The sequence below is a fragment of the Streptomyces sp. NPDC049813 genome, from assembly GCF_044465085.1.
Lineage (GTDB): Bacteria > Actinomycetota > Actinomycetes > Streptomycetales > Streptomycetaceae > Streptomyces.
Genome location: NZ_JBITLI010000013.1, coordinates 190,204 through 212,364, shown reverse-complemented (window position 1 = coordinate 212,364; position 22,161 = coordinate 190,204). Strand labels below are relative to the sequence as shown.

Here is a 22,161-nt window from a genome sequence, read left to right as displayed (position 1 = left end):
GGGTGCTCCAGGAACTGTTCACCCCCTCCGTCCAGCATTGGCTCGACCTCATCGGCATCTTCGTGTTCGCCATCTCCGGTGCGCTGATGGCCGTACGGAAGAACTGGGACGTCTTCGGCATCGCCGTCCTCGCCGAGGTCACCGCGCTGGGCGGCGGGATGCTCCGCGACCTGATCATCGGGGCCGTGCCCCCGGCCGCCTTCACCGATCTCGGCTACTTCTCGACGCCGCTGGTCGCCGCGGCCCTGGTCTTCTTCCTGCACCCCGAGGTCGAGCGGACCCAGGCCGCGGTCAACGTCTTCGACGCGGCGGGACTCGGCCTGTTCTGCGTCACGGGCACCACCAAGGCGTACGACTACGGGCTCGGCCTCACCGCCTGCGCCGCGCTCGGCCTGGCCACCGCGGTCGGCGGCGGCGTGCTGCGCGACATCATCGCCAACGAGGTGCCGTCCCTGGTCCGCTGGGACCGCGACCTCTACGCCGTGCCCGCCATGGTCGGCGCCGTGATCGTCGTCCTGTGCATCGACCACGACGTCCTCAACGCCTTCACCAGCGCGCTCGCGGCCCTCACCGCGTTCGTCCTGCGGCTGCTCGCGATGCACTACCACTGGCGGGCGCCGCGCGCGTGGAACCGCAGGTCGGCCTCGGTGGACGTGACGGAGGAGACGCCGTAGCGCCCGGTCTCCGTCCGCGCGAAGCTACCGCTTAGTAATGAGTTGTTGTACGTTGCCGGTATGGCAGAAGCAACGTCCATGCAGGACCGCACGGCGGCCACCGCGACGACCGCGGCGGCGACCGGGGCGACGGCCGCGGCGACGACCGGGGCAATGATCGGCGACAGCGAGTTCGACCGCGACACGACCGTCGTGCGGCGTGAGCCCGGGGTCTACGACATCGACCTCTCCGCCGGGTGGACGATCATCAACGCCGTCAACGGCGGCTACCTGCTCGCCGTGGTCGGCCGGGCCCTCGCGGACGCCCTGCCGCACAGCGACCCCTTCACGGTCTCGGCGCACTACCTCACGGCGTCCGCGCCGGGTCCCGCGGTGATCCGCACCGACGTCGTCCGCACCGGCCGCACCCTCTCCACCGGGCAGGCCTCCCTGTTCCAGTACGCCGAGGACGGCACCGAGGTCGAACGCATCCGCGTCCTCGCCTCCTACGGCGACCTGGACGCGCTCCCCGACGACGTGCGCACCAGCGCGCGGACGCCCGACCTCCCGCCCATCGACCAGTGCTTCGGCGCGGGCGACGCGCCCGAGGGCGCGCCCCCGGTCCCCGGCAGCTCCGCGATCACCGACCGTCTCGCGCTCAAGCTCGACCCGGCGACGCTCGGGTGGGCGCTCGGTGTGCCGTCCGGCAAGGGGGAGATGCGGGCCTGGTTCGGGCTGGCCGACGGCCGCGACGCGGATCCGCTCTCGCTGCTCCTGGCGGTGGACGCGCTGCCGCCGACCGCGTTCGAACTCGGCCTCAAGGGCTGGGTCCCGACCGTCGAACTGACGGTGCACGTCCGGTGCCGGCCCGCGCCGGGGCCGCTGCGGGTCTCCATCACGACGCGGAACCTCGCCGGGGGGTTCCTGGAGGAGGACGCGGAGGTCTGGGACACCCAGGACCGCCTGGTGGCCCAGTCCCGCCAACTGGCCCGAGTCCGCCTCCCCTGACCCACCCGGTGGGGGCTGGTCGCGCCCCATTCTTTTTCCGCGGGTCCGGTGGGGGCTGGTCGCGCAGTTCCCCGCGCCCCTGAAAGGCGCACTGCGTGCGCCCCCGTTTTCGTCCGCGGGCCCGGTGGGGCTTCTCGCGCAGTTCCCCGCGCCCCTGGAGCATGCGGCTCCGCCGCAGCCCCACGCCCCCGATGAGAGGCAGCACGAAGTGCGCCTCTCAGGGGCGCGGGGAACGGCGCGCTCAGCCACGACGGCGGGTCAGCTGAAGTCTTTTGGGGGCGCGGGGAACGGCGCGCTCAGCCACGACGGCGGGTCAGCCGAAGTCTTTTGGGGGCGCGGGGAACTGCGCGCTCAGCCACGACGGCGGGTCAGCCGAAGTCTTTTTAGGGGCGCGGGGAACGGCGCGAGCAACCACGACGGCGGGTCAGCTGAAGTCTTTTTGGGGGCGCGGGGAACGGCGCGCTCAGCCACGATGGCGGGTCAGCCGAGGTCTTTTAGGGGCGCGGGGAACTGCGCGAGCAACCACGACGGCGGGTCAGCCGAAGTCTTTTTAGGGGCGCGGGGAACTGCGCGACCAGCCCCCACCGGCCGGGCAGCCGAACGGCAACCCATCAGGGGCGCGGGGAACTGCGCAATGTCCCGCCCAGCCCAGCGCAGCGACGTCACACTGGCCCGGTGAAATCGGCCCGCCTCCTCTCCCTCCTCCTGCTCCTGCAGACCCGCACCCCCACCCCCGTCCCGGCCCAGACCCTGGCCACCCGCCTAGAGGTCTCGGTCCGCACGATCTACCGGGACATCGAGGCCCTCAGCGCCGCGGGCGTCCCCGTATACACCGAACGCGGCCGCCACGGCGGTATCACCCTGCTCCCCGACTACCGGACGGACGTGACCGGCCTGACCGCCGACGAGTCCCGCGCCCTGTTCATCCTCGCCGCCCAGGGCGCCCACACCGCCCTCGGCCTGGACGCGGCGATCGGCTCGGCCCTGCGCAAGGTCATGGCGGCCCTGCCCGCACCCCACCGCCCAGCGGCCGAACTGACCTCCCGCCGCATCCTGGTCGAGTCCTCGCGCTGGATGGGCCCGCCACCGCGCGAGGTCGACATGAGCGCCCTCCAGGACGCGGTCTTCGCCGACCGGCGCCTGCGGATCCGCTACCGGCACAGCGGCGCCGACGCCCCCCGCACGTACACCGTCGACCCCTACGGCCTCGTCTGCAAGGCCGGGGTCTGGTACCTGGTCGCGGACCGGCGCCGCGTCCCGCGCCTCTTCCGCGCGGACCGCATGCACGCCGTCACGCCCACCGACGCCCCGGTCCAGCGCCGCGACGGCGTCGAACTCGCCGACGTCTGGGCGACGTTGAAGCAGCGGGTCGAGACGCGGCCCGGCGGCGTCGACGTCACCGCCCGGGTCCGCCGCACCCGCTTCGACCTGTTCCTGCGCCTGTGCGGCGCCTCCCTCGTCGAGCACCCCGAGGACCCTGAGCACCCTGAGCACCCCGAGCACCCCGAGGGCCCCGAGGGCCCCGAGGGCGACGGCGCCGGCGAGTGGATCACGGTCCGGCTCGGCTACGACGCCCTGGGCGCGGTCCGCTCGCTCGCCCCCTTCGCCGACCACGTGGAGGTCCTCGAACCCCCCGCGGCACGCGAGGAGTTGGCACGCTGCGCCGCCGCGCTCACCGCCCTGTACACGGAGGACGGCCCGCCGCGACCGTAAGTCCGGGCCACTGCCCGGGTCGGCGGTCAGGCCGCGTCCAGCCAGTGCCGGCGCCCCAGGCTGACCAGTCGCAACTGCCGCTCCGCGAGCCCCGCCGCGCGGGCGAACTCCCCGGGGGGCGTGGTGAGGAAGACCGACGCCGTCATCACCATGTGGTCGACGTAGAGCCCCGCCAGCATCAACAGGTCCTCCTCGCTCCAGCCCGCCGACTCCGGGTCATGGCTCAGGGCCGCCGCGACCTCCGCCGCGAACCGGCCGAGCTGGGCCCCTATCGCCTCGCTGACCCGCTGGACCCCGCCGTGCCGCTCGCGCGCGATGAAGCGCACGTGGGCCGGGTGGGCGCGTACGTGCGCGGCGATCAACTCCACGGTGCGCGCGATCCGTTCGTCACTGTCCCAGACGGCGGTGAGCAGTTCGGAGACGACCGCGTGCAGGCTGCCGAGCGCCTCGTCCACCAGGGCGACCCCGAGATCGGCCGTGCTCTCGAAGTGCCGGTAGAAGGCGGTCGGCGTCACCCCCACGGCGCGCGTGACCTCCCGCAGGCCCAGGCTGCTGAGGCTCTGCTCCTCCAGCAGTTCGAGCGCCGCGTCGAGGAGGGCCTGCCGGGTCTTCTGCTTCTGCGCCTGCCGGATGCCGGGAGTGTGACTCATGTCATCCAGTTAACAACTGTTCTCCGTAATTGAAAAGCCGTACGAGGGATAGACTGATGAGTCAGTGAACAGTTGTAACCCGATGGTCGTCCCCGTCCCCGGATCGACCACCGACCGATCGCCGACCCGACCACTCTGTGAGGTCCTCTCATGCTGTTCCTCGTCGCGGCCCTGCTCCTGCTGGGCTTCGCGCTCGGCACCGTCGCGCACGCCCCGCTCTCCTTCACGCTGGTGGCCGCCGCGGTCATCGCCGTCTGGCTGGCCGTTTTCGCCGTCCGCGAGCGCCACGGCCGCCGCCACCAGAGCTGACCCGCACGCCAGGCTCCACCCACCGAGGGGGTACCACCATGACCATGCAGCTGACCAAGACGGACCGGCCCGCCGCGGCGGAGACGACCGGGCGGACGCCGACGGCACCGGCCCGGCCCACCGGACGGCGGGACACCGACGGGATGGCCGTCGCCTCGTTCGTCCTCGGCCTCGTCGGTCTGCTCGTCCTGAACGTGTTCCTGGGCCCGATCGCGATCATCCTCGCCGGGCTCGCCCTGTGGCGCGGCACCGGCCGCCGCGGCCGCGCCCTGCTCGGCCTGGGCCTCGGCGTCGCCGATCTCGTCGTGCTCGCCACTCTCGTCGCCGCCGACGGCACCCTGTCCTGGAGCATCGCGGGCTGACCCCCGCCCGGCTCGCCCGCCCGGGAACGGGACCCGCGGGCACGCACCCCTGGGAGCGGGACCCCAGGGGACGAGGCCCCAGGGAACGGGAGCCCTGGGAGCGGGATGCCACGCGGCGGCCGGGACCCGCGGACGAGTCCGTAGAATCGGTCCCACCATGGCCTACCTCGACCACGCCGCGACCACTCCGATGCTCCCGGAGGCGGTCGAGGTGATGACCGCCCAGCTCGGCGTCACCGGCAACGCCTCGTCCCTGCACGCCGCGGGCCGCCGCGCCCGGCGCACGATCGAGGAGTCCCGCGAGACCCTCGCCGCCTCCCTCGGCGCCCGCCCCAGCGAGGTCGTCCTGACCGCGGGCGGCACCGAAGCCGACAACCTCGCCGTCAAGGGCCTGTACTGGGCCCGACGCGCCGCCGACCCGGCCCGCACCCGCGTCCTCACCAGCCCCGTCGAGCACCACGCCGTCCTCGACGCCGTGCACTGGCTCGCCGAGCACGAGGGCGCCACCGTCGAGTACCTGCCCGTCGACCCCCACGGCCGCGTGTACGCCGAGGCCCTGCGCGAGGCCATCGCCCGCAACCCCGCCGACGTGGCCCTGGCCACCGTCATGTGGGCCAACAACGAGATCGGCACGATCCAGCCCGTGCGCGAACTCGCGGACGTGGCGCAGGAGTTCGCGATCCCGCTGCACGCCGACGCGGTCCAGGCCTACGGCCAGCTCCCGCTCGACTTCGCCGCCTCGGGGCTCGCCGCCATGACGGTCTCCGGCCACAAGGTCGGCGGCCCCTACGGGGTCGGCGCGCTCCTCCTGGGCCGCGAGTACACCCCCGTGCCGGTGCTGCACGGCGGCGGCCAGGAACGCCACGTCCGCTCCGGCACGCTCGACGTCCCCGCCGTCGCCGCCTTCGCCACCGCCGGCCGGATCGCGGCCGAACAGCACACCTGGTTCGCCCGCGAGATCGGCGCCCTGCGCGACGAACTGGTCGCCGCGGTCCGCGCCGCCGTCCCCGAGGCCATCCTCGGCGGCGACCCGGCCCCCGGCGGCCGGCTCCCGGCCAACGCGCACTTCACCTTCCCCGGCTGCGAGGGCGACTCCCTCCTGCTGCTCCTGGACGCCCAGGGCATCGAGTGCTCGACCGGCTCGGCCTGCACCGCGGGCGTCGCCCAGCCCAGCCACGTCCTGCTCGCCACGGGTACCGACCCGGAGCTCGCCCGCGGCACCCTGCGCTTCTCCCTCGGCCACACCTCCACGAAGGCCGACGTGGACGCGGTGGCGGCCGCCATCGGCCCGGCGGTGGAGCGGGCGCGCAGCGCGGGCCTCACCTGAGCCCGGCCGGCCGCGCGGTCCTGACCCGAGCCCGGCCGGCCGCGCGGTCCCGGCCCGAGCCCGGTCCTCCGTGCGCGGCGGGTACCGGCGGCTCGCTCACGCCTTCGCGGCGCCCGCCTGTTTGTGCGCGGCCCTGACCAGCCGCATGTACCGGTCCCAGTCCCAGTGCGGCCCCGGGTCTGTGTGGTCGGTCCCCGGCACCTCCACGTGCCCGATGACGTGCTCGCGGTCCGGCGGGAAGTCGTAGCGCCTGCATATCGCCGCGGTCAGCCGGGCCGACGCCGCGTACATGGCCGCGGTGAAGTCCGCGGGCCGGTCGACGAACCCCTCGTGCTCGATGCCGACACTGCGCTCGTTGTACTCCCGGTTCCCCGCGTGGAACGCGACGTCCAGCTCCCGGATCATCTGCGCGATGTGCCCGTCCTGGCGCACCACGTAATGCGCGGCCGCACCGTGCCAGGGGTCCTTGAAGACCTTCAGCGTGCCCTGGTAGCTGCCCTGGGTGACATGGATGACGACCCGGTCGACCGGGTAGTCGGCGGGCCGGTCCGCACGCCGCCAGTTCGCCGCGGCCGCCGCCACCCACTCCGCGCCCCGGAAGTCCACCGCCCCGGCCACGCGGGGTTTGTCGACGCCCGGCACCTGCCACCACATGTGCGCGAGATCGCTGCGCGCCAGCAGCCCCACGCCCACGGCCGACGCCACGCCCCCGACGACCAGGGTCCGCCTGCTGATCACCCGGTCCCCGTCCCGGCCGCCCTTCGCGCCCCCGCCCATGCGCCGCCCCCGCTCATGCTCCCCCGACCACCCCGAACATCCCCGTACGAGATCCACAACGCTTGTCCGGGGGAGTCGGTTCCCGATGCCCGTACCCTGTAGGTGCTATGACTTCGCAGACCCCGATGCTCCCAGCCGATCGCCCCCTCCGCGTGCTCGCCGCCATGTCGGGCGGCGTGGACTCCGCCGTCGCCGCGGCCCGCGCCGCGGAAGCCGGCCACGACGTGACGGGCGTGCACCTCGCCCTGTCCGCGAACCCGCAGTCCTTCCGCACCGGCGCCCGCGGCTGCTGCACCATCGAGGACTCCCGCGACGCGCGCCGCGCGGCGGACGTCATCGGCATCCCGTTCTACGTGTGGGACCTCGCCGAGCGCTTCCGCGAGGACGTGGTGGAGGACTTCGTCGCCGAGTACGAGGCGGGCCGCACCCCGAACCCGTGCCTGCGCTGCAACGAGAAGATCAAGTTCGCGGCGCTGCTCGACAAGGCGCTGGCCCTCGGGTTCGACGCGGTCTGCACGGGCCACTACGCCCAGGTCGTCGTGAACGAGTCCGGCGACCGCGAACTCCACCGCGCCTCCGACATGGCCAAGGACCAGTCCTACGTCCTCGGCGTCCTGGACGACCGCCAGCTCGCCCACGCGATGTTCCCGCTGGGGGACACGGTGACGACCAAGGACGAGATCCGCGCGGAGGCGGAGCGCCGGGGCCTGGCCGTCGCCAAGAAGCCCGACTCGCACGACATCTGCTTCATCGCCGACGGCGACACGCAGGGCTTCCTCGCCTCGCGGCTCGGCAAGGCGGAGGGCGACATCGTGGACGAGTCCGGGGCGAAGGTGGGGACGCACGAGGGGGCGTACGGGTTCACCATCGGGCAGCGCAAGGGCCTGCGCATCGGCACCCCCGCCCCCGACGGCAAGCCGCGCTACGTCCTCGACATCTCCCCGGTGGACAACACGGTGACGGTCGGTCCGGCCGACGCCCTGGACGTCACGTCCCTGACGGCGATCAAGCCCCGCTGGTGCGGAGCGGCGCCCGTGGGCCCCGGCACCTACACGGCCCAACTCCGCGCCCACGGCGGCGAGACGCAAGCCACGGCGGAACTGGTGGACACCACGCTCCAGGTGACCTTCACGTCCCCGGTCCGCGGGGTGGCCCCCGGCCAGGCGATCGTCCTCTATGACGGGACGCGGGTGGTGGGGTCGGCGACGATCGCTACGACGTCGCGGGCTGCTGCGCGGGTTTGAGGGCGGCCCCGGGCGGGGTGAGAAACGAGGGAGTGCCAGTTGTGGCACTCCACAGATCTCGGAGGCTCGTAGCCGCGATGGTGATGCACCAGATGTCCAGGAGGGTCATCGGGCCCACCCAGACGGGGTATTCCCGTTGCCGGATTGCCAGTTCGATAAATACCGTCATCCATGAAGCGATCCCGACCGCATACAGGACTCGGAAGATGCAGTCCTTCTTTCGCAAGTTGCGCGAGGAGTCATTGGGGTCCTCGAGGTTCATGGTATGTGCTCCTTGGTGTCGGAAACCTAGATCAACTTGTTGTCGTAACTCTTACCGACAATGGGAAACTTCCTGAGATCGTCAGAAAGTAGAATGGTGGCGCCTCCGATACCACCGAGGAGCGCGTTCAATCCGAGCATAAAGTGATCGTAATCCTTCACGAGCTTGTGGTACGCCTGCACCATCGAATTCACCCGTTCCACAGCCAACGCAACTCCGACGAACGAGCCCGTAAATCCCACGCCCGTAAGTGCCATGGCTGTGGATGCAGCCGCCGCGATGGCAGCCTGCGTGCCTTTGTCGCAGATTTCCGCGAGGATGCCTTTGGCTAGTTCGGCGAAGGAGAAGACCATCTTCGTCACGCTCGTGTACCGATCGCGAAGCTCGTGAAAGGCGTCGTGTGCCGTGTCGAGCCGAGCCGCGATCTTGTTGAAGTACTTCCAGGCGGCGTCGGCGGCGTTTCCTCGCCACGTGGTCCCGAGTACCTCATTACCGTGGCGAAGGTTGTTTGCTACGGCGGCACAGAACTCTCCCAGGCAGTCCCAGGCGTCGGCGCACTCCGCGTACTGCTGCCAGTCACCTGAAAGCCAGTTGGTTACGGTCGACAGGACGTCCCAGCCGAAAGCCATCTTGATGCCCTCGTTTGCCAGAGCAGATGGGCTGCCAATATCGAGAAGCGTTCCGGCCGTCTTGTGGACTGGGGCGAACATGAACTCGTCCGCATGTCCCTGGAGCCATCCGCCTGAACTGCCGGTGGGTTTCAGGTGGTCGACGGCATCGTGAACATCCCTGAAGGTCAGGGTTCCGCTGGGGTGAGCTCGTGAGATTTTCTCGGAGCGCTCACTCGTCGGGTAGGTCGCGTCGATTCGACGAGCTTGGTCGATATCCATCGCCTCGTACCAGGCGGCCGTCTTCTTGAGTTCGGACTTTGAGGCGGAGAGGATCGCGCCGAATCGCCTCAGAATGTCCCTGGCTTCGCGACTTCTTTCCGTGTGATCGCCAAGGGCCATGTCCCAGGCCTCTCGCGCAAAGGAAAAACCGATCGCTGTGCTCTTGTCCAGGTAGGCAAGAGCATCGTCACAGGCTTCGCCGGCCCTGCGCACAAGCCCCGCATAGCTGATCAAGTCGCCCGATTCCACGGCCAGCGTCATGCTCGCCCGCCCCGCGATCGCTCGGCCTTCAGCGAGGCCCGCTCCTCGGCAACCTGGTGCTCGCCCTGCCGGAGCAGTGTCTCGCGCTCAGCGTCTGACATGGCGTCCCAGCGCTGCCTGAAGTCCTGCCCTCGATCGATCACAGCCTCCGCATACGCCGGAATCCGCGCAGCTTCCCGTAAACCCACCCGCCCCGCCAGAACCTCCTGGGCCATCTCCTTCAGGGCGGGGCCCGCCTCGCCTCGGCGGAAGATTTCGAGTGCCTTGCGCAAGAGGCGTTGCTGGACGGGGTCGTCGGTGAGGTCCATGTAGGTGGCTCGGTCGAGCTGGGGCGGGGTCTCGGCGGTCACTGCGTCTCCTCGGTGCGGTAGCGCGTATCGCAGGGAGCGGCACAGTAGTGATGCCGAAGGAGGCCGGGACCACGGAAGAGGCGCGGGGCGGCGCGCAGGGCGACCGGGGCCTCAACGGGCCATTGGGCGGCCCCCATCGCGGCGCCTCATCCGATCGGGCGAGGCGTCAACGTCTCTCGGGGGCAGGTGAATCGGGGCAGGGGCGGGGATCAGCCCCGCGCGCCGAGATAGTGGTGCAGGACTCCGTCCAGCTCCGCACACCACCCTCGCACCAGCGTCCGCCGCCGCGCCCGCACCCGGCACTCGTACACCGGCACCTCGACCGTCACCGCGGTCACCGACAGCCCGGGCTCCATGGGATGGAATCGCACCGTGCGCACGCGGGCCCAGGGCAGTGCGATGCCGTGCGGGCCCTGCTCCAAGTGGACCCCTTCGGCATCGACGATCACCCCGTTGAACTCGTCGGCCACGACGAACTCGGGCCCGGCGACTCCTGGTGCGAAGGGCCCGCCCGTCACGACCGGCGGCTCGAACATCGGTGGCGGCGCCCCGAACCCGCCCACCGGAGCGCCCTCTTCCCCATACCCCGGCACCACGACCACACCCACCCGCTCCGACAAGTCCTAGCCCCTCCGTGGGGGCCTCGTCACCCTCAGCCCACCACCTCCACCTCGTAGAAGCAGAAGTGCCCCTTGATCGCGGCCACGCCCGCCTTCGGTTCCGGGTAGGACCAGACGGTGTCGGCGGCGTCGGGCAGCGACCAGTAGGAGGCCGTTCCCTTGAAGGGGCAGTACGTCGTCGTGTCCGAGGGCGTCAGCAGGTCGAGGGCGACGTCCTCGGCCGGGAGGTAGTAGCGCACGGGACACCCCGTCTCGCGCAACAGCAGCGGCCGCCCGCTCTCGGCGACCACCTGCCCGTCGCGCACCACGCGCACCCGCTCCGCACCCTGCTCGATCGTGATCTTGTGGCCAGCAGCTCCAGCAGTCATACAGGGTCAAGCGCCCAGGGAGCCCAGGTTCTTCCCCGGAAGGGGCCCCGTACCGTGAACCCATGAACATCTGCGTCTTCCTCTCCGCCGCCGACCTCGACGACCGCTACACCCGCCCCGCCCGCGAATTCGCCGAGCTGCTCGGCAGGGGCGGCCACACGCTGGTGTGGGGCGGTTCGGAGAGCGGGCTGATGAAGGTCGTCGCCGATGGCGTGCAGGAGTCCGGCGGGCGGCTCATGGGGGTGTCCGTGGACTTCCTCGCGGCCAAGGCGCGCACCGTCTCCGCCCCCGACGAGATGGTCGTCGCCAAGGACCTCGCCGAGCGCAAGGCGCTGCTGCTGGCGAAGGCCGACGCCGTCGTCATCATGGTGGGCGGCACCGGGACGCTGGACGAGGCCACGGAGATCCTCGAACTCAAGAAGCACGGCAAGACGACCCTGCCGGTCGTGCTGCTCAACTCGGCCGGCTTCTACGACGGGCTCAAGGAGCAGTTCCGCCGCATGGAGGACGAGGGCTTCCTGCCCGTCCCCCTCACCGACCTGGTGTTCTTCGCCGAGGAGCCGCTCGGCGCCGTGGCCTACCTGGAGGAGTCGCAGGGCGTCGAATAGTGCGACCATGGCGGCCATGACAGGCACAGCCACCCATGTGATCACCGGTGCCGGTTCCGGCATCGGCGCCGCCGTCGCCCGCCGCCTCCACGCGCGCGGGGACGAACTCTTCCTGCACGCGCGCGACGCGGGCCGCGCCAAGGAGCTCGCCGCCGAGTTCCCCGGCGCGCGCACCCTCGTCGGCGACCTCGCCGACCCCGAGAAGCTGTCGTGGGCGTTCTCGCACCAGTCGCTGCCGGACCGGATCGACTCGCTGCTGCACATCGCCGGCGTCGTCGATCTGGGCCGGGTCGGCGACCTCACCCCCAAGTCCTGGCGCCACCAGCTCAACGTCAACCTCGTCGCCCCGGCCGAGCTGACCCGCCACTTCCTGCCCCAGCTCCGCCTCGCCCAGGGCCACGTGCTCTTCGTGAACTCCGGCTCCGGCCTCAACGCCGGCCCCGAGTGGGCCGCGTACGCCGCCTCCAAGCACGGCCTCAAGGCCCTCGCCGACTCGCTGCGCCACGAGGAGCACGCGAACGGGGTGCGGGTCACCTCCGTCTACCCCGGCAGGACCGCGAGCGCCATGCAGGCCAAGGTGCACCAGCAGGAGGGCAAGGAGTACGACCCGGCGCGCTGGATCGACCCCGAGTCCGTCGCCACGTCGATCCTGATGGCCCTCGACCTGCCGCGCGACGCCGAGGTCAACGACCTGACGGTACGCCCCGGCCGCTGACGACCGGCCCCGCCCGGGTGACGGCCGGCCCCCCGCCCGGGTTACGTACCCTTCCGGAGTGAACGAAAAGAGCGACTTCAGGTGGGGGCCGGCCACAGGCGTCGGTTCGATGCCCGGCGGCGATGCCCGAGAGGCCGCCAAGACCGTCACCGGTTCCTTCGAGGGCCCCGAGCAGGGGATGCCGTTCCTCGCCGAGCTGCCCGCGCGCGGGCCGGGCGCCGACATGATCGGCCGGACCGCCGGGCTCCTCGTGGACCTCTACGCGCGCGTGGAGCCCAGCGGCTGGCGCATCGGCGACCGGCCGGGCCGCGACACCAAGCGCGCCCGGTCGTGGCTGGGCGAGGACCTGGACGCGCTGGAGGAGTTCACCCAGGGCTACGAGGGCCCGCTCAAGGTGCAGGCCGTCGGGCCGTGGACCCTCGCTGCGGCCCTGGAGCTGCGCAACGGAGAGGCCGCGCTCTCCGACCCCGGCGCCTGCCGCGACCTCGCCGGCTCGCTCGCCGAAGGCCTGCGCACCCACCTCGCCGACGTCCGCCGCCGCGTCCCCGGCGCCCGGATCGTGCTCCAGCTCGACGAGCCCTCCCTCATCGCCGTGCTGCGCGGCCAGGTCAGGACCGCCAGCGAGTACCGCACCCACCGCGCCGTCGACCGCCAGCTCGTCGAGAGCACCCTGCGCGACGTCCTGGCGGTCGCCGCCGGCGACCCCGTCGTCGTCCACTCCTGCGCCCCCGACGTGCCCTTCGCGTTGCTGCGCCGGGCCGGCGCCGACGCCATCTCCTTCGACTTCGCTCTGCTCACCGAGCGTGACGACGAGACGATCGGGGAGGCCGTCGAGGGCGGCACCACGCTCCTGGCCGGTGTCGTGCCGGGCGTGGACGGCCCATTGTCAGACCCGGCCGGTAGCGTCATGGGTGTCAGGACGCTGTGGCGCAGGCTGGGGCTCGATCCGGGTTCTCTCGCGGAGTCGGTCGTGGTCACGCCGTCGTGCGGACTCGCGGGCGCTTCCCCCGCGTACGCCCGCGCGGCGCTCGCCCACTGCGGCCGGGCGGCGAGATCACTCGCGGACAACCCTGAGTGACCGTGGACCGAGGGCAACGGGAGGACGAGACGGTGGCTGCCGAGAAGGCCGGAAAGGCCGCAGGGGCCGAGCAGGCCGCGAAGATCGACCAGGTCGCGGGGGAGAGCTCCGTGCCCGCCGAGGCCCGGGACGAGCACGGCCGCCTGGCCGAGCAGATCGAGGAGCACCGCTTCCGGTACTACGTGAAGGACGCGCCGGTCGTCTCGGACGCCGAGTTCGACCGGCAGATGCGTGCCCTGGAGGCGCTGGAGGAGCGGTACCCGGAGCTGCGCACCCCGGACTCGCCGACCCAGAAGGTCTCGGGTGCCTACGAGACGGAGTTCACCTCCGTCGAGCACCGCGAGCGCCTGCTCTCCCTCGACAACGCCTTCGACGACCTGGAGTTGGCGGCGTGGGCCGAGCGCGTCGCCAAGGACGTCGGCTCGCCCGGCTACCACTTCCTGTGCGAGCTGAAGATCGACGGCCTCGCGGTCAACCTGACGTACGAGAACGGGCGGCTGACCCGCGCGGCCACCCGCGGCGACGGCCGCGTGGGCGAGGACATCACGCCGAACGTGCGCACGATCGCGGAGATCCCCGACCGTCTCCAGGGTGACCGTGTGCCCGCCCTCGTCGAGGTCCGCGGCGAGGTCTTCTTCCCCATGGAGAAGTTCGAGGAGCTGAACGCGCGGCTGGTGGAGGCCGGCGACAAGCCCTTCGCCAACCCGCGGAACGCGGCGGCGGGTTCGCTGCGCCAGAAGGACCCGCGGGTCACCGCCGGCCGGCCGCTGCACATGGTCGTCCACGGCATCGGCGCCCGCGAGGGCTTCGACATCGACCGGCTCTCCGAGGCGTACGACCTGCTGCGGGAGTGGGGCCTGCCCACCGCCAAGCACAACAAGGTGGTGGACGACCTCGACGGCGTCCGCGCCTTCATCGCCTACTACGGCGAGAACCGCCACTCCGTGGAGCACGAGATCGACGGCGCCGTCGTCAAGCTCGACGAGATCCGCCTCCAGGGCCGCCTGGGCTCCACCGCGCGCGCCCCGCGCTGGGCCATCGCGTGGAAGTTCCCGCCCGAAGAGGTCAACACCAAGCTGGTCAACATCCGCGTCGGCGTGGGCCGTACGGGCCGGGTCACGCCGTACGCGCAGGTGGAGCCGGTGACGGTGGCGGGCTCCGAGGTCGAGTTCGCGACGCTGCACAACCAGGAGGTCGTCAAGAAGAAGGGCGTCCTGATCGGCGACACCGTCGTCATCCGCAAGGCCGGTGACGTGATCCCCGAGATCCTCGGGCCCGTCGCCGACCTGCGCGACGGCAGCGAGCGCGAGTTCGTGATGCCGGCCGAGTGCCCCGAGTGCGGCACCCCGCTGCGGGCCATGAAGGAGGGCGACATCGACCTGCGGTGTCCGAACGCCCGCACGTGCCCCGCCCAGTTGCGCGAGCGCCTCTTCTACCTCGGTGGCCGCCAGTGCCTGGACATCGAGAACTTCGGCGCGGTCGCCGCCGCCGCGCTCACCGCCCCGCTGGAGCCCGCCGAGCCGCCGGTCGTCGACGAGGGCGACCTGTTCGGCCTCTCCATCGAGCAGCTGCTGCCCATTAAGGCGTACGTCCGCGACCCCGACAGCGGCCTGCCCAAGCGGGACCCGAAGACCGGTGAGGACAAGGTCGTCACGGTCTTCGCCAATCAGAAGGGCGAACCGAAGAAGAACGCGGTCGCGATGCTGGAGCACATCGCGGCGGCCAAGGACCGCCCGCTGGCCCGCATCATCAACGGCCTGTCGATCCGGCACGTCGGCCCGGTCGCCGCCGAGGCGCTGGCCCGCGAGTTCCGCTCCCTCGACCGGATCGACCAGGCCACCGAGGAGGAGCTGGCCGCCACCGACGGTGTCGGCGGGATCATCGCCGCCTCGGTGAAGCAGTGGTTCGCGGAGGACTGGCACCGCGAGATCCTGCGCAAGTGGCGCGAGGCCGGGGTGCGCACGGAGGAGGAGGGCGCGGGCGAGGACGAGGGCCCCCGGCCGCTCGAAGGGCTCACCGTCGTCGTCACCGGCACGCTGCAGAACTTCACGCGGGACGGCGCCAAGGAGGCGCTGCAGAGCAGAGGCGCCAAGGTGACCGGTTCCGTTTCGAAAAAGACGTCGTTCGTGGTCGTCGGGGAGAACCCGGGCTCCAAGTACGACAAGGCCATGCAGGTGAAGGTTCCGGTTCTGGACGAGGACGGATTCGTCGTCCTGCTCGACCAGGGGCCCGAAGCCGCCGCCGACGTGGCGCTTCCCGCCGAGGAACCGACCGCGGAGTAGCGGTTGAAGGCCACCCGTTCGGCGCATACCAGATGCATACGGGTGGCCAGGTCGCATTCGGGCAAGAGCGGCCGGGCGCGACCGTCTGGTGCCCGTGGAAGCCTTCTGCGGCCTACTGTTGAGCGTGTGCGTCTGCCGTGTCCTGCTGCGGATGGGGCATGTCCCCGGTCGTCGGAGACCGGGGGCGCGGGCAGTGGATGTGGGCACCGCCGGCTGTGAGAGGGACGGGAATGGAACCGACCGAGAGCGCCGACCCGGACTCACGGCTGCGCCCGCGCCGACGCGCGCGGCGCGGGACGGCGCACGGTGGCGGGGGCGACGGCAATGACGGCGGTCGCGGGGAGAACGAGCGCGGTGATGTGGTGAACTGGCGCACCTGGTGGCGTGAGGCGGGACGCGGCTTCGTCCGCCCCGGCGGGGACCGGACCCGGACGGGCTTCGGCAGAGTACGCGGACCCGCGGGCGGGACGGCCCGTACGGCCCCTGCGGGCCACGGCGGCGCCGGGGCGGTGGGCACCGGCCCTCACCCGTCAGGCCCAAGGAGCACGAACGGTTCGCCGCCGTTCACCGTGACGTCCCTCGGGACGACGCCCGCAGGACCCGCGCCGGGCGGCGGCGTGACCGCCCCGGCCGGCGGCCGGCTCGGCGGGGAGTCCGACACCACCTCCCGGGCCGCGGCGCTGCCGCTGCTGCCCGGCGCGGTCGTCACGCTCGCCGCGGTCGTCCTCGGGGCCGGGTTCTACCGGGCCTTCGCCGGTGGCCACGCCCTCTTCCCGTCCGGCACCGTCGGCTGGTCGCTCGCCGTCCTGACCGGCTTCATCGTCGGCCATCTCGTCGCGCTCGGCCGCGACCGCTGGTGGGGCGGCACCGGCTCCGGCGCCGCACTCACCCTCGCCGTCCTGCTGCTGTACGGCTGGGTCGCCGCCGGGATGGTCAGCCTCACCGTCGTCGTCCTCGTCGGCGTCGCCCGCCGGCACCGCTGGCGGCAGGGCGTCCTGCACGGCGCGATCGACATCCTCGGCATCGGCGGGGGCGCCCTCGTGCTGGCCGCGTTCGGCCGCGTACCGACCGTCGAGTCGCCCTGGCGGCCCGAGACGTGGAACTTCTCCGCCGTGCCCGAGGTGGTCCTCGTGGCCGCGGCGTACCTGCTGGTCAGCCGGGCACTGCTCTGGTACGTCCACGCGCCGAGCCCGGCCGGCCTGCCGACGGTCGCGCGGCCCGCGCTGATGCGCCAGGGCCTGGTCGGCGTCGCACTGCTCGGTATCGCGCCGCTGGTCTGCGTCGTCGCGATCGCCCTGCCGGTGCTGCTGCCGCTGTTCGCGATCCCGATGGTCGCGCTCGACTCGACGCTCTGGATCGCGCGGGCCCGCGCCGAGGAGCAGCTGCGCGACCCGCTCACCGGACTGCCCAACCGGCAGTGGCTGCTGGAGCGCACCTGGTCGGCGCTGGACGACGCCGAGCGGATCGGGGCGCGCAGCGCGCTCATGCTGATCGACCTCGACCGGTTCCGGTCGGTCAACGACACGCTGGGCCATCTCGCCGGCGACCGGCTCCTGCTGCAGATCGCGGACCGGCTCAGGGCGGCGCTGCCGCGCGGTGCGGAGGCCGCGCGGATCGGCGGCGACGAGTTCGCCGTGCTGCTGCCCGTCGCCGAGTCCACGACGTCCGCCTCGCGCGTCGCCCGCAACCTCGTGGCCGCGCTCGGCTCACCGCTGGACCTGGACGGGCTGACGCTGGTCCTGGAGGCCAGCGCGGGCCTCGCCGTCTTCCCCGACCACGCGCTCGACGCCGAGGGGTTACTGCGCCGCGCCGACGTCGCCATGTACCAGGCCAAGCGGGACCGTACCGGGGTGGAGGTGTACGAGTCGAAGCGGGACTCCAACACCCCCGACCGGCTGGGCCTGTTGGGTGATCTGCGGCTCGCGCTGGACGCCGGGGACGTGGAGCTGCACTACCAGCCGAAGGTGCAGTTCGACGGCCAGGTCGCCGGGCTCGAAGCGCTCGTGCGGTGGGTGCACCCGGAGCGCGGGAAAGTGCCGCCGGACGAGTTCATCGCCATCGCCGAGTCGTCCGGCCTCATGCCGCATCTGACCGAGTACGTGCTGGACACGGCGCTGGCCCAGGTCGCCCGCTGGCGGGCGCAGGGCCTGTACGTACCGGTCGCGGTGAACGTGTCGCCCAGGGACGTGCACACCCCCGGGTTCGCGGGCGCGGTCGCGGCGCGGCTCGCCCGGCACGGCGTCCCGGCGGGCTCCCTGCAGCTGGAGATAACGGAACACGTGCTCCTGGAGGACCCGCAGCGGGCCGCGGACACCCTCGCCGGGCTGACCGGCCACGGCGTGAAGATGTCGCTGGACGACTTCGGCACCGGGTACTCCTCCCTCGTCCACCTGCGGCGGCTGCCGGTGAGCGAACTGAAGATCGACCGCTCGTTCGTGGCCCGGCTCGCCGTGGACAACGAGGACGCGGAGATCGTGCGCTGCACCGTCGACCTGGCCCACTCGCTCGGCCTGCTCGTCGTGGCCGAGGGCGTGGAGGACGACGAGACCTGGGAGCGGCTGCGGGATCTGGGCTGCGACGCGGTGCAGGGGTGGCTGGTCGCCGCCGCGATGCCGCCGGACGAGACCACCGCGTGGCTCCGTGCCCGGGGCGACCGGGGCTGGCAGCGGACCGCCACGGCGGCGCTGCCCGCTGCCGACGATGTCTGACCCGGTGGCCGGGTGCGGCTTTCGTCGTGGCCTCGCGCGCAGTTCCCGCGCCCCTGAGGCATGCGCTGCGCGCAGCCTCCCCTGAAGGCCGCAGGCCGTTCAGGGGCGCGGGGAACCGCGCGAGAAGCCCCACCGGGCCGCAGTCGGAGAACCGGGCCGACCGCCTGTGCGCACAACCGTTTACCAGGCATAGGCCGGGCACCCATAGGATTGAGCCCAAACCACACACTCCCACCCAGAGGATCGCTGCATGCCTGGCATCACGCGCGAGGAGGTCGCCCACCTCGCCCGGCTGGCGCGTCTGGAGCTGAAGCCCGAAGAGCTCGACCACTTCGCCGGCCAGCTCGACGACATCATCGGCGCGGTCGCCCGCGTCAGCGAGGTCGCCGACCAAGACGTACCGCCGACCTCCCACCCGCTGCCGCTGACGAACGTCATGCGTGCGGACGAGGTCCGTCCGTCGCTCACCCCCGAGCAGGCGCTCTCCGGCGCCCCGGCCCAGGAACAGCAGCGTTTCAAGGTGCCGCAGATCCTGGGGGAGGACTAATCACCATGACGGACATCATCAAGCTCACCGCCGCCGAGACCGCCGCGAGGATCGCCTCCGGCGACCTGACGGCCGTCGAGGTCACCGAGGCCCACCTGGCCCGGATCGAGGCCGTCGACGAGAAGGTGCACGCCTTCCTGCACGTCGACCGCGAGGGCGCGCTCGCGCAGGCCCGCGCCGTCGACGACAAGCGCGCCCGGGGCGAGAAGCTCGGCCCGCTGGCCGGCGTCCCGCTCGCGCTGAAGGACATCTTCACCACCGAGGGCGTCCCGACCACGGTCGGCTCCAAGATCCTCGAAGGCTGGATCCCGCCGTACGACGCGACGGTCACCAAGCGGCTCAAGGCCGCCGACGTCGTCATCCTCGGCAAGACCAACATGGACGAGTTCGCCATGGGGTCCTCCACCGAGAACAGCGCCTACGGCCCGACCGGCAACCCGTGGGACCTCACCCGCATCCCCGGCGGCTCCGGCGGCGGCTCGTCCGCCGCGCTCGCCGCCTACGAGGCCCCGCTCGCCATCGGCACGGACACCGGCGGCTCCATCCGCCAGCCCGCCGCCGTCACCGGCACCGTCGGCGTCAAGCCCACGTACGGCGGCGTCTCGCGGTACGGCATGGTCGCCTTCTCCAGCTCGCTCGACCAGGGCGGGCCCTGCGCCCGTACGGTCCTGGACGCGGCGCTGCTGCACGAGGTCATCGCCGGGCACGACCCGCTCGACTCGACCTCCATCGACGCCCCGGTGCCGCCGGTCGTCGAGGCCGCGCGCAACGGCTCGGTGCAGGGCATGCGCGTCGGCGTCGTCAAGCAGTTCCGCGGCGAGGGCTACCAGGCCGGTGTCGTGCAGCGCTTCGACGAGTCCGTCGAGCTGCTGAAGTCGCTCGGCGCCGAGATCGTCGAGCTGGACTGCCCCACCTTCGACCTGGCGCTCTCCGCGTACTACCTGATCGCGCCGTCCGAGTGCTCCTCGAACCTCGCCCGGTTCGACGCCATGCGCTACGGCCTGCGCGTCGGCGACGACGGCACGCGCTCCGCCGAGGACGTCACCGCCCTCACCCGCGAGGCCGGCTTCGGCGACGAGGTCAAGCGCCGCGTCATCCTGGGCACGTACGCGCTGAGCTCCGGCTACTACGACGCGTACTACGGCAGCGCCCAGAAGGTGCGTACCCTCATCACCCGCGAGTTCGAGGCCGCGTTCGAGTCGGTGGACGTCATCGTCTCGCCGACGACGCCGACCACCGCCTTCCCGATCGGCGAGCGCGCCGACGACCCGATGGCGATGTACCTCGCGGACCTGTGCACGATCCCGACCAACCTGGCCGGCAACGCTGCCATGTCGCTCCCCTGCGGCCTGGCCCCGGAGGACGGCCTGCCGGTCGGCCTGCAGATCATCGCTCCCGCCATGAAGGACGACCGTCTCTACAAGGTCGGCGCCGCCGTCGAGGCCGCCTTCGTGGAAAAGTGGGGGCACCCGCTGCTCGAGGAGGCTCCGTCGCTGTGAGTGCCATGGCAAAGAAGGCCAAGAACTTCAAGAAGTCCAAGACCGGCGTCTACGTCTCGCTGGCGAGCACCGCCTTCGGTGCGATCAGCGTCGCGAAGCAGGCGAAGCTGGCGCGCAACGAGAACGACACGCTGCGGCTGCTCGACGCCGCCGTCTCCGCCGCCGCCATCGCCACCGGCCTGGCGATCCTCTACCGGGAGCTCAAGCGCCTGGGCGACGACGACGTCCTGCTGGGCTGAGAGGGATACGTTTCACCGTGACTGCCACGACTGAACTGGTGTCGTACGAGGACGCCCTCGCGACCTACGACCCCGTCATGGGCCTTGAAGTCCATGTCGAGCTCGGCACCAGGACCAAGATGTTCTGCGGATGCTCCACGGAGCTGAAGCAGGACGCCAACAGCCAGACCTGCCCGACCTGTCTCGGCCTGCCCGGCGCGCTGCCGGTGGTCAACGAGATCGGCGTCGAGTCCGCCATCAAGATCGGTCTCGCGCTGAATTGCGAGATCGCCGAATGGTGCCGCTTCGCCCGGAAGAACTACTTCTATCCGGACATGCCGAAGAACTTCCAGACCTCCCAGTACGACGAGCCGATCGCCTTCAACGGCTATCTGGACGTCCAGCTGGAGGACGGCGAGATCTTCCGCGTGGAGATCGAGCGCGCCCACATGGAGGAGGACACCGGCAAGTCGACGCACGTCGGCGGTGCCACCGGCCGCATCCAGGGCGCCTCGCACTCGCTGCTCGACTACAACCGCGCCGGCATCCCGCTCATCGAGATCGTCACCAAGCCGATCGAGGGCGCGGGCGAGCGGGCCCCCGAGGTCGCCAAGGCGTACGTCGCCGAGCTGCGCGAGGTCATCAAGGCGCTGGACGTCTCCGAGGCCCGGATGGACAAGGGCCAGATGCGCTGCGACGTGAACCTGTCGCTGCGCCCGCACGGCCGCGAGCAGTTCGGCACGCGCTCCGAGACGAAGAACGTGAACTCGCTGCGTTCCGTGGAGCGCGCGGCGCGCTTCGAGATCCAGCGCCACGCGGCCGTCCTGAACGGCGGCGGCACGATCGTGCAGGAGACCCGGCACTTCCACGAGGAGGACGGTTCCACCACCTCGGGCCGGATCAAGGACAACGCCGAGGACTACCGGTACTTCCCGGAGCCCGACCTCGTGCCGGTCGCCCCGTCCCGCGAGTGGGTCGAGGCGCTCCGCTCCGAGCTGCCCGAGCTGCCGCTCGCCCAGCGCAACCGGCTGATCGAGGAGTGGGGCATCACCGCCCACGACATGCAGTCGATCCGCAACGCCGGTGCGATCGGCCCGATCGTCGCCACGATCAACGCGGGCGCGGACGCCACCTCCGCCCGTAAGTGGTGGATGGGCGAACTGGCCCGCAACGCCAACGAGCAGGGCGTCGAGCTGGGCGAACTGCCCATCACGCCCGAGCACGTGGCCCGCGTCTCCGAGCTCGTCGCCAAGGGTGACCTCAACGACAAGCTGGCCCGTCAGGTCATCGACGGCGTCCTCAAGGGGGAAGGCACCCCGGACGAGGTCGTCGACAAGCGGGGCCTGAAGGTCGTCTCGGACGAGGGCGCGCTGTCGGCCGCCGTGGACGAGGCCATCGCCGGCAACGCCGGGATCGTCGCCAAGATCCAGTCCGGCAAGGTGGCCGCCGCCGGCGCCCTGGTGGGCGCCGTGATGAAGGCGACCCGGGGTCAGGCGGACGCGGCCCGCGTCAAGGAGCTGATCCTGGAGAAGCTGGGCGTCTCCGACGGCTGAGCGGAATCGGGGGGGGGGGGGGGGGGGGGGGGGGGGGGGGGGGGGGCGGGCGGCGCGCGGGGGGGCCGGGGGGGGGGGGGCGCCGCCGCGGCCCCCCCCCCCCCCCGGGCCCGGCGCCGCGGCCGCGGGGGGCGGCGGGGGGGGGGCCGCGGGGGCGGG

Annotated in this window: 23 protein-coding genes; 16 read left to right on the top strand and 7 right to left on the bottom strand. The window is 72.0% G+C overall.

The features are described from left to right. The first annotated feature begins 2 nt into the window (after positions 1–2). The 3 genes from ACIBW6_RS25630 to ACIBW6_RS25620 all read left to right on the top strand — a co-directional run bounded on the left by ACIBW6_RS25630 (position 3) and on the right by ACIBW6_RS25620 (position 3,374). Positions 3–674, top strand: a complete 672-nt coding sequence (locus ACIBW6_RS25630) for a trimeric intracellular cation channel family protein (RefSeq protein WP_399063438.1) — start codon at positions 3–5, stop codon at positions 672–674. 153 nt (positions 675–827) lie between these two features. After that, entirely contained in the window at positions 828–1,661 is an 834-nt protein-coding gene (locus ACIBW6_RS25625) for a thioesterase family protein (RefSeq protein WP_399063554.1), read from the top strand. Between the two features lie 675 nt (positions 1,662–2,336). Beyond that, positions 2,337–3,374, top strand: a complete 1,038-nt coding sequence (locus ACIBW6_RS25620) for a helix-turn-helix transcriptional regulator (protein WP_399063437.1) — start codon at positions 2,337–2,339, stop codon at positions 3,372–3,374. A 26-nt stretch (positions 3,375–3,400) separates the two neighbouring features. On the opposite strand, the gene ACIBW6_RS25615 is transcribed toward ACIBW6_RS25620, so the two are convergent. Further along, positions 3,401–4,024: a TetR family transcriptional regulator gene (locus tag ACIBW6_RS25615; protein WP_399063435.1), complete on the bottom strand. Its 624-nt coding sequence runs from the start codon at positions 4,022–4,024 to the stop codon at positions 3,401–3,403. Positions 4,025–4,174: 150 nt separating this feature from the next. Between ACIBW6_RS25615 and ACIBW6_RS25610 the strand changes: the two genes are divergently transcribed. The 3 genes from ACIBW6_RS25610 (at position 4,175) to ACIBW6_RS25600 (ending at position 6,022) form a co-directional block, all read left to right on the top strand. Beyond that, entirely contained in the window at positions 4,175–4,333 is a 159-nt protein-coding gene (locus ACIBW6_RS25610; RefSeq protein WP_356490845.1) for a hypothetical protein, read from the top strand. A 44-nt stretch (positions 4,334–4,377) separates the two neighbouring features. After that, positions 4,378–4,695 (top strand): hypothetical protein, encoded by a 318-nt coding sequence (locus ACIBW6_RS25605; protein WP_399063552.1) that lies wholly within the window; start codon positions 4,378–4,380, stop codon positions 4,693–4,695. Positions 4,696–4,852: 157 nt separating this feature from the next. Then, positions 4,853–6,022 carry a cysteine desulfurase family protein gene (locus ACIBW6_RS25600; RefSeq protein ID WP_399063433.1) on the top strand — a complete coding sequence of 390 codons (1,170 nt, stop codon included), beginning with the start codon at positions 4,853–4,855 and terminating at the stop codon, positions 6,020–6,022. Between the two features lie 96 nt (positions 6,023–6,118). Here ACIBW6_RS25600 and ACIBW6_RS25595 read toward each other — a convergent pair whose 3' ends face one another. After that, positions 6,119–6,799: an N-acetylmuramoyl-L-alanine amidase gene (locus ACIBW6_RS25595; protein ID WP_399063431.1), complete on the bottom strand. Its 681-nt coding sequence runs from the start codon at positions 6,797–6,799 to the stop codon at positions 6,119–6,121. Between the two features lie 107 nt (positions 6,800–6,906). On the opposite strand from ACIBW6_RS25595, the gene mnmA reads away from it, so the two are divergent. Beyond that, positions 6,907–8,043 (top strand): tRNA 2-thiouridine(34) synthase MnmA, encoded by a 1,137-nt coding sequence (gene mnmA / locus ACIBW6_RS25590; protein ID WP_399063429.1) that lies wholly within the window; start codon positions 6,907–6,909, stop codon positions 8,041–8,043. Here the strand turns inward: mnmA and ACIBW6_RS25585 are convergent. From ACIBW6_RS25585 to ACIBW6_RS25565, 5 genes are all read right to left on the bottom strand, one after another. Next, positions 8,012–8,305 carry a hypothetical protein gene (locus tag ACIBW6_RS25585; RefSeq protein WP_399063427.1) on the bottom strand — a complete coding sequence of 98 codons (294 nt, stop codon included), beginning with the start codon at positions 8,303–8,305 and terminating at the stop codon, positions 8,012–8,014. The two genes, mnmA and ACIBW6_RS25585, sit on opposite strands and share 32 nt — an antisense overlap. Before the next feature lie 26 nt (positions 8,306–8,331). Further along, a complete protein-coding gene (locus tag ACIBW6_RS25580; protein WP_399063425.1) occupies positions 8,332–9,456 on the bottom strand; it encodes a hypothetical protein in 1,125 nt (374 codons plus the stop codon). After that, positions 9,453–9,806, bottom strand: a complete 354-nt coding sequence (locus tag ACIBW6_RS25575) for a hypothetical protein (RefSeq protein WP_399063423.1) — start codon at positions 9,804–9,806, stop codon at positions 9,453–9,455. The genes ACIBW6_RS25580 and ACIBW6_RS25575 overlap by 4 nt, the downstream gene beginning before the upstream one ends. A 209-nt stretch (positions 9,807–10,015) precedes the next feature. After that, on the bottom strand, positions 10,016–10,426 hold the full coding sequence (locus ACIBW6_RS25570; RefSeq protein ID WP_399063421.1) for a hypothetical protein: 411 nt from the start codon (positions 10,424–10,426) through the stop codon (positions 10,016–10,018). Between the two features lie 32 nt (positions 10,427–10,458). Beyond that, complete coding sequence (locus tag ACIBW6_RS25565) at positions 10,459–10,794, bottom strand: DUF427 domain-containing protein (protein WP_399063419.1); 336 nt, start codon at positions 10,792–10,794, stop codon at positions 10,459–10,461. Positions 10,795–10,856: 62 nt separating this feature from the next. Between ACIBW6_RS25565 and ACIBW6_RS25560 the strand changes: the two genes are divergently transcribed. From ACIBW6_RS25560 to gatB, 9 genes are all read left to right on the top strand, one after another. Next, on the top strand, positions 10,857–11,402 hold the full coding sequence (locus tag ACIBW6_RS25560; protein WP_399063417.1) for a TIGR00730 family Rossman fold protein: 546 nt from the start codon (positions 10,857–10,859) through the stop codon (positions 11,400–11,402). Positions 11,403–11,418: 16 nt separating this feature from the next. Next, entirely contained in the window at positions 11,419–12,117 is a 699-nt protein-coding gene (locus ACIBW6_RS25555) for an SDR family oxidoreductase (protein WP_399063414.1), read from the top strand. Positions 12,118–12,175: 58 nt separating this feature from the next. Beyond that, positions 12,176–13,195 carry a methionine synthase gene (locus ACIBW6_RS25550; RefSeq protein ID WP_399063412.1) on the top strand — a complete coding sequence of 340 codons (1,020 nt, stop codon included), beginning with the start codon at positions 12,176–12,178 and terminating at the stop codon, positions 13,193–13,195. Between the two features lie 83 nt (positions 13,196–13,278). Then, positions 13,279–15,477 carry an NAD-dependent DNA ligase LigA gene (ligA, locus tag ACIBW6_RS25545; protein WP_399063551.1) on the top strand — a complete coding sequence of 733 codons (2,199 nt, stop codon included), beginning with the start codon at positions 13,279–13,281 and terminating at the stop codon, positions 15,475–15,477. A 230-nt stretch (positions 15,478–15,707) separates the two neighbouring features. Continuing rightward, on the top strand, positions 15,708–18,185 hold the full coding sequence (locus ACIBW6_RS25540) for a putative bifunctional diguanylate cyclase/phosphodiesterase (protein WP_399063410.1): 2,478 nt from the start codon (positions 15,708–15,710) through the stop codon (positions 18,183–18,185). Positions 18,186–18,435: 250 nt separating this feature from the next. Continuing rightward, positions 18,436–18,732, top strand: coding sequence for an Asp-tRNA(Asn)/Glu-tRNA(Gln) amidotransferase subunit GatC (gene gatC / locus ACIBW6_RS25535; RefSeq protein ID WP_018531282.1), 297 nt, complete (start codon positions 18,436–18,438; stop codon positions 18,730–18,732). A 5-nt stretch (positions 18,733–18,737) separates the two neighbouring features. Then, positions 18,738–20,231, top strand: a complete 1,494-nt coding sequence (gene gatA / locus ACIBW6_RS25530) for an Asp-tRNA(Asn)/Glu-tRNA(Gln) amidotransferase subunit GatA (RefSeq protein ID WP_399063408.1) — start codon at positions 18,738–18,740, stop codon at positions 20,229–20,231. A 5-nt stretch (positions 20,232–20,236) separates the two neighbouring features. After that, positions 20,237–20,470 carry a hypothetical protein gene (locus ACIBW6_RS25525; RefSeq protein WP_399063549.1) on the top strand — a complete coding sequence of 78 codons (234 nt, stop codon included), beginning with the start codon at positions 20,237–20,239 and terminating at the stop codon, positions 20,468–20,470. Positions 20,471–20,487: 17 nt separating this feature from the next. Beyond that, a complete protein-coding gene (gene gatB / locus ACIBW6_RS25520) occupies positions 20,488–22,002 on the top strand; it encodes an Asp-tRNA(Asn)/Glu-tRNA(Gln) amidotransferase subunit GatB (protein ID WP_399063406.1) in 1,515 nt (504 codons plus the stop codon). Positions 22,003–22,161: the final 159 nt, after the last annotated feature.

What these genes read in the sequence shown, in the direction of transcription:
- ACIBW6_RS25625 (WP_399063554.1), top strand. Translation starts at nt 828, where the DNA reads ATGATCGGCGACAGCGAGTTCGACCGCGACACGACCGTCGTGCGGCGT.
- ACIBW6_RS25615 (WP_399063435.1), bottom strand. Translation starts at nt 4,024, where the DNA reads ATGAGTCACACTCCCGGCATCCGGCAGGCGCAGAAGCAGAAGACCCGG.
- ACIBW6_RS25610 (WP_356490845.1), top strand. Translation starts at nt 4,175, where the DNA reads ATGCTGTTCCTCGTCGCGGCCCTGCTCCTGCTGGGCTTCGCGCTCGGC.
- ACIBW6_RS25605 (WP_399063552.1), top strand. Translation starts at nt 4,378, where the DNA reads ATGCAGCTGACCAAGACGGACCGGCCCGCCGCGGCGGAGACGACCGGG.
- ACIBW6_RS25600 (WP_399063433.1), top strand. Translation starts at nt 4,853, where the DNA reads ATGGCCTACCTCGACCACGCCGCGACCACTCCGATGCTCCCGGAGGCG.
- ACIBW6_RS25595 (WP_399063431.1), bottom strand. Translation starts at nt 6,799, where the DNA reads ATGGGCGGGGGCGCGAAGGGCGGCCGGGACGGGGACCGGGTGATCAGC.
- mnmA (WP_399063429.1), top strand. Translation starts at nt 6,907, where the DNA reads ATGACTTCGCAGACCCCGATGCTCCCAGCCGATCGCCCCCTCCGCGTG.
- ACIBW6_RS25585 (WP_399063427.1), bottom strand. Translation starts at nt 8,305, where the DNA reads ATGAACCTCGAGGACCCCAATGACTCCTCGCGCAACTTGCGAAAGAAG.
- ACIBW6_RS25580 (WP_399063425.1), bottom strand. Translation starts at nt 9,456, where the DNA reads ATGACGCTGGCCGTGGAATCGGGCGACTTGATCAGCTATGCGGGGCTT.
- ACIBW6_RS25565 (WP_399063419.1), bottom strand. Translation starts at nt 10,794, where the DNA reads ATGACTGCTGGAGCTGCTGGCCACAAGATCACGATCGAGCAGGGTGCG.
- ACIBW6_RS25560 (WP_399063417.1), top strand. Translation starts at nt 10,857, where the DNA reads ATGAACATCTGCGTCTTCCTCTCCGCCGCCGACCTCGACGACCGCTAC.
- ACIBW6_RS25555 (WP_399063414.1), top strand. Translation starts at nt 11,419, where the DNA reads ATGACAGGCACAGCCACCCATGTGATCACCGGTGCCGGTTCCGGCATC.
- ACIBW6_RS25540 (WP_399063410.1), top strand. Translation starts at nt 15,708, where the DNA reads ATGGAACCGACCGAGAGCGCCGACCCGGACTCACGGCTGCGCCCGCGC.
- gatC (WP_018531282.1), top strand. Translation starts at nt 18,436, where the DNA reads ATGCCTGGCATCACGCGCGAGGAGGTCGCCCACCTCGCCCGGCTGGCG.
- gatA (WP_399063408.1), top strand. Translation starts at nt 18,738, where the DNA reads ATGACGGACATCATCAAGCTCACCGCCGCCGAGACCGCCGCGAGGATC.
- ACIBW6_RS25525 (WP_399063549.1), top strand. Translation starts at nt 20,237, where the DNA reads ATGGCAAAGAAGGCCAAGAACTTCAAGAAGTCCAAGACCGGCGTCTAC.